Source organism: Deltaproteobacteria bacterium (genome assembly GCA_022340465.1).
GTDB lineage: Bacteria > Desulfobacterota > Desulfobacteria > Desulfobacterales > B30-G6 > JAJDNW01.
In genome coordinates, this window is record JAJDNW010000078.1 from 1 (window position 1) to 5565 (window position 5565).

Below are 5565 nucleotides of genomic sequence, written 5' to 3' on the forward strand. Positions count from 1 at the left end.
TCCCAAGACAGCACTGCTGAAATACTTTTTGATGACACCGACTTACTGTCAACGGCCCAAAATGAAGATACCGCCCACGCATAGAAATCGAGACAGCAGGATTCGGTGTTGGCCTGACGTATTTATGCGCGCGCGCTCCCTGCAGTTTGCCGACTGACGGAATATGAGACGCTGTCGCTTGCATCCTTGGCCCCCGGGCCTCTTGGAACCCACAAGCCTTCGGCTTTAGCCGAAGAAGGTGATTGAATGCTTCAGGTGCGTTTTCGGTAAAGCGGCCGAGCGCCTGAAACGAAGGACGGTGCCCATGAGAGTTCACCAAGATACCGAACAATGGCTGCGCCATTCGACAGGAGACGAGTTTAAATCCTTTTGGCAACAGGCGGAGCGCGGTGGAAAACCGCCGGCAGGGTTCAAAGAGCTGATACAATTTTCAATAAAGAAAAAAATGCCGTTGCCGATGGTATCGACGGATGTCCTGGACCGTGCCGTGCATAGTGCCTTCAGGAAGTTCGCCCGCGGGGAATTTACCATGCCCGATCTGGTGATGCATGCCGAAAATATCGGAGATGCCAGGGCCGTGCTCGTCAAGCACGACAGCGGAATGAAAGCGTTGAGAAAGGGAAAATTTTTGGTGGCCACCATCGAAGGCGAGTGCCATCGGCACGGTAAAGATATCGTCACCAGCCTGCTGCGCGGCATTGGTTTTCAAGCGATAGATTTAGGCTCAGGAGTGGCTGTGGATGGCATCGTGAATGCGGTTAAATGGCACAAACCCGACTATCTGGGTATTTCCGCATCTGTTTTGTCCACCATTCCGACCATCGAAAAAATGAGAAACCGCCTTAAAAAAGCGGGGTGTCTCAAAAAAACAAAACTTTTTATCGGTGGTTACGCAGCCATGGATGAATCTTCAAAATCCATCGGTGCGGAACGCTACTGCAAAAATATCTCGCAAACGATCGGTCTGCTGAGCGCACTGGCGGCAGGTTCCGGTGGCGGCCGGCCTGAACGCCCGTCATCTTAGGTCCAGCGCCGTTGAACGCCGCAGCACCCGCCTTATGGCCCTTGCCCCGACCCCCTTTTTCAGACCCGGCCGGTGCCTTTCCCGGATGAAAACACGATGTCGCCGTCGAAAATGGTTAAAAAGATGCCTGTATCCAGGATGTCTTCGGAGGCGACACGGTAGATATCCTGGTCCAATACCACGATGTCGGCGCATTTGCCGCAGGATAGGCTGCCCAGATAGTGGTGTGCTCCGCTGGCGATCGCCGGCGTGAGCGTGTACGCACGGATCGCCTGGTCGACCATTACCCGCTGGTTCGGATACCAGCCGCCCGCGGGTGATCCGTCCGCCCGCTGTCGTGTGACGGCGGCATGGATCCCCGCCAGGGGATTCGGATCCGCAACCGGGCAATCCGAGCTGAACATGAGTTGAACCCCGGCATCGAGCATATTGCGAAAGGCGTATGCATGCCGGCCTTTTTCGCCCACGCACTGATCGATCATGTTGATGTCCAGGATCAGATTGTGGGGTTGCACACACCCGGCAATTTGCAGATCGGCTAATGTTTTCAGGTCCGTTCGGCGGCTCATCTGAAGATGTTCGACACGATGGGGAATATTCGCATTCCAGATCTTATTGCCGCCGGTGGATTGCTTTTTCCGCTTTGCAAGCCTTTCGAACATGCGGGCCAATTCCCGGTTGGTGCGGTCTCCGACGGCGTGGATCATGACTGCCAGGCCGGCGTCGTCGGCCTGGGCCACCGCCGGTTCCAGGGCGTCGATGGGTGTCAGCGGCATACCCGAGCCAGCGTCGACGTAGGGGGCGATCATCCAGGCCGTGCGGGCGCCCATGCCCCCGTCAGCAAAATATTTGAGGTGGCCCAGGCGCAGGCGGTTGTTGCCAAAACCCGTTCTCAAGCCGAGGCCCACCGCTTCATCGATGCGCTCTCCGGGAAGCGTGACCCAGGCTCGCAGGCGCAGCCGTTCGCTTTCATCCAGTTTTAACCAGGCGCGGAGTGCGTCGGCACCCTCCGCGCCGCCCATCAGGCGCACGTCGTGCAGGCCGGTCACCCCCAGGGAGTGGAGTTCCTGCATGCCTTCCTGCATGGCCTGCAGCATCGCTTCTTCGGTCATGGGGGGGATGGATTCCTTGACGAGATTGATCGCGAGCTCACGCAGGATACCCGAGGGTTCGCCGTGGGTATCCCTCTGGATCAGGCCTTCCGGAGGATCGGGGGTCTCCCTGCCGACACCGGCCAGGTCCAGGGCCCTCGTGTTGGCCACTGCCAGGTGCAGGTCGCAGCGCCAGATAATCACGGGATGATCCGGTGCGGCTTTGTCCAGATCCCTGCGTGTCGGTATTCTGTTTTCGGGCCAGTCGGACTCGTTGAAACCCTGACCCACGATCCATTCGCCGGGCTTTTTGTCGCTTGCGGCTGCATGGATGCGGTCCAGGCACACGGCAAGGGAGGCGACATCCGCCAGGTACAGCTGTTTCCGTATCCGCGCCCATTCATAAAAGTGAAAATGGGCGTCGAGCATGCCGGGAAGGCCCAGACGCCCATCCAGATCGATCTTTTGGGTCGAGGCCCCGGCCATGGCGCCGATGGTGTCGTCGTCACCGACGGCCAGAATTTGCCCATGATAAATGGCGACGGCCTGGGCTTCAGGCAGGCGGGCATCCATGGTGTGAAATTTTCCGTTCAGTAAAATCAGTTCGGGTGAGACGGGCGGTGGGGTCATATCAGGTATCCTTCCTGAAACGGGTCCTGTGGCTCGACGATGAATTCGTGCACACCGGTTATGTGGGCACTGCCCCTTATTTCGGCAACGATCGCCGGGGTGCCTCCTATGGTGAGCTCCTTGACGATCCGGCCCTTGAACGTCGTTCCCAGGGGGCTCGTATTGGTAAAGGTGTCCTCGAGACCTATTTTCCCCTGATGATGGAGCAGGGTTATTTTGGCGGTCGTACCCGTGCCGCACGGAGAGCGGTCCATGTGCCGTTCTCCGTAAACCACCAAACTTCTACCCATCAGCCGCCCATCGGAGGAGGGATCGTAGATCTCGGCCACATCGACAGTGGTGACCTCCGGTCGTGCCGGATGGCGGACCACCAGCTGTTCGTTGGCGGCGTCGATGAGTTGCATCCCCAATGCCGTCAGCCGGGACGCGTTGGCAGGGTCGAGGCTCAGTCCCAACTGTTCGGTTGAAACCATGACGAAAAAACCGCCGACGCATACCGTGGCTACCGTCAGCGGACCGTAGCCCTGCAGTTCCAGCCTGGCCCGATCTTCATGCACAAAAGAGGGCACCATGCCGATGGCAACCGATTCAACACGGCCGTTTTTAATGAAGGCCCGGGTCTCCATGACACCGGAGGGCGTATCCACAACGACCGGCATTTCATCGCCTTCGACGGGAATGAAGCCCGCTTCTATCAGTGTCATGACGGCGCCCATGGTGCCGTGACCGCACAGGTAGGGGTAGCGGCGCGGGTCCATGTAGATGAGGCCGAAATGAGCCCCTGCGGTGACCGGCTCCGTCAGACAGGCCGCGAACATACCCCGATGCCCACGGGGTTCCCAGGTGAGCTGCCGGCGGACGTTGTCGTGATGCGCCATGAAGTACTGCCGTTTTTCACGCATGGTCTTTCCCGGGACGGCGCCTATCCCGCCGACGATCAGGCGCGTGGGTTCCCCCGCCGTGTGGGAGTCGATGGTGGTGATGCGTGCAGGATGGCTGCTTTTCAACGATGTGACGAGATGTTTGAAGTCCATGCATCATACCTATTGCGCCGGAATCTGTTTGTAAAGCGAAAATCCGCTCGCAGCCTGCCGAACGGATTTGACAGACCCGGTCTCGGTAATGTAGATTCCACCATCCCGTCCCGACTCACGGGACCCTCCGGCGCGACGTTGTACAGCTACAGGTGTAGAAATGGAAAATGCCCGCACACACGACGAGAGGTTGAATCGCATCCTGACGGCGGTGGCTCTTGAAAGGCCGGACCGTGTGCCCGTGGTCCTTGAATATTCGGGGTTTGCGGCCCAGGTAACCGGCACCCAAATGGCCGAATTTCTTCGATTCCCCGCGGTCAATATAGAAACCATGATCCGGGCATTTGAAATGATCGGGGAAGGCGATGCCGTCAATTATGGATCGTTCTGGCCCTACAACCTTTGCTATGACTATTTTTCCAAGGTCGGCGTGCCGGGGGTCGACCTGCCCGAGGACGACATGTGGCAGGTCGTGGAAACCGAACTGATGACGCGCGACGACTACGACCTTCTGTTGGATCTGGGATGGCCGGATTATTTCAAGAAATTCATGCACGAACGGATTCTTAACGACGTACCCGATGAATACCTGCCGCCTTTCCGAAAATCGATGGACGTCAAAGCGCTCTGGATGGAAAGGGGGGTTCCTGTGTTGACCGGCGGCGATGTGACCACCCCATTAGAACTGCTGTGCGGGTCGCGTTCCCTGACGGAATTCTGTATGGATTTGATAGAAATACCGGATAAGGTCGCCGCCGCCATGGATGCTATCGTGCCCCACCTGGCTTCCAACGCTATCCGGCGTGCCCGCCGCCACGGTTACCCGCTGGTCTGGGTGGGCGGCTGGCGCACGGCGCCCTGTATGCTGTCCCCCGATATGTGGCGGCGGTTTGTCTGGCCCTATTTCAGCCGGCTGGTCCGCGAGGTGGTCGACGCCGGCCTGATAGCCCTGCTCCACCTGGATTCGGACTGGACCCGCGAGCTTAAGCGCTTCCGCGAACTGCCGAAAGGGCGGTGCATCATGGCCCTGGACGGCGAAACCGACATCTTCAAGGCCAGGGACGTACTGGCGGGCCACATGTGCATCATGGGAGACGTTCCGGCCGCCATGCTTTATCTGGACGCCCCGGACACGGTCTACGACTACTGCCGCCGATTGGTGGAAGAGCTGGGTCCGGAAGGGTTCATCCTGCAGTCGGGCTGCGACATTCCGGCCAACGCCAGGCTCGAAAATGTCAAAGCCATGGTTCAAGCGGCGTTGGATTCCGGCACCCATGCCTTTTAGCCCGCTCCATTCTTGAAAAATAAGCCTCTTCCCGGGGGACGCGCCCTTTTGCATCCACCCCGGCCTGAAAACTGTGTTTGAAGGGTTACCTATAAGGATCCGAGGAATGAGCGGATAGCTGATAGCTCATGGCATGCTATCAGCCATGACCTGTGCGCTTAGGATTCCCTGGACCCTATTCAAATGCACAGATTGATCGCCTCTTGTCACTCATTAATACGGAAAAAAAGGTCCTTTAACCCGGCAATCTCTTTTTTAAAGATCGCCGTCAACGCCGCCTCCCGGTCCGCGGATGGCCGAATTTTGTCCGTCTGGGGTGACAATTTTTGTCACCTCGGGCGATGAAGCTGCCGGGCATCGAGAAGGAAATCGATTGCAACCCTATGTAATAAGACACAATATGTTGATTTTCAGTATAATGGCCCGGTTGTTGCTATATTTCATGACGAACGTTTTGTATCTTGAAATGTACCACAACAAGGGGGGGATCACATGCGAAAA

Annotated in this window: 4 protein-coding genes; 2 read left to right on the forward strand and 2 right to left on the reverse strand. The window is 57.8% G+C overall.

All coding sequences use genetic code 11. The features are described 5' to 3' along the window. Positions 1 to 304: 304 nt before the first annotated feature. Complete coding sequence (locus tag LJE94_12060) at positions 305 to 1024, forward strand: cobalamin-dependent protein (protein MCG6910844.1); 720 nt, start codon at positions 305 to 307, stop codon at positions 1022 to 1024. 59 nt (positions 1025 to 1083) lie between these two features. Here the strand turns inward: LJE94_12060 and LJE94_12065 are convergent, their stop codons facing one another. Both LJE94_12065 and LJE94_12070 read right to left on the reverse strand, forming a co-directional pair. Further along, a complete protein-coding gene (locus LJE94_12065; protein MCG6910845.1) occupies positions 1084 to 2745 on the reverse strand; it encodes an amidohydrolase in 1662 nt (553 codons plus the stop codon). Then, a complete protein-coding gene (locus LJE94_12070) occupies positions 2742 to 3779 on the reverse strand; it encodes a proline racemase family protein (protein ID MCG6910846.1) in 1038 nt (345 codons plus the stop codon). Before LJE94_12070 ends, LJE94_12065 begins: the two co-directional genes overlap by 4 nt. A 160-nt stretch (positions 3780 to 3939) precedes the next feature. On the opposite strand from LJE94_12070, the gene LJE94_12075 reads away from it, so the two are divergent. Further along, the gene (locus tag LJE94_12075; GenBank protein ID MCG6910847.1) at positions 3940 to 5064 is read left to right on the forward strand and encodes a uroporphyrinogen decarboxylase; all 1125 of its coding nucleotides are present in this window, start codon (positions 3940 to 3942) and stop codon (positions 5062 to 5064) included. Positions 5065 to 5565 lie beyond the last annotated feature (501 nt).

Excerpts from the sequence above, each read along its gene's own strand:
- LJE94_12070 (MCG6910846.1), bottom strand. The coding sequence starts at position 3,779 with ATGGACTTCAAACATCTCGTCACATCGTTGAAAAGCAGCCATCCTGCA.
- LJE94_12060 (MCG6910844.1), top strand. The coding sequence starts at position 305 with ATGAGAGTTCACCAAGATACCGAACAATGGCTGCGCCATTCGACAGGA.
- LJE94_12065 (MCG6910845.1), bottom strand. The coding sequence starts at position 2,745 with ATGACCCCACCGCCCGTCTCACCCGAACTGATTTTACTGAACGGAAAA.
- LJE94_12075 (MCG6910847.1), top strand. The coding sequence starts at position 3,940 with ATGGAAAATGCCCGCACACACGACGAGAGGTTGAATCGCATCCTGACG.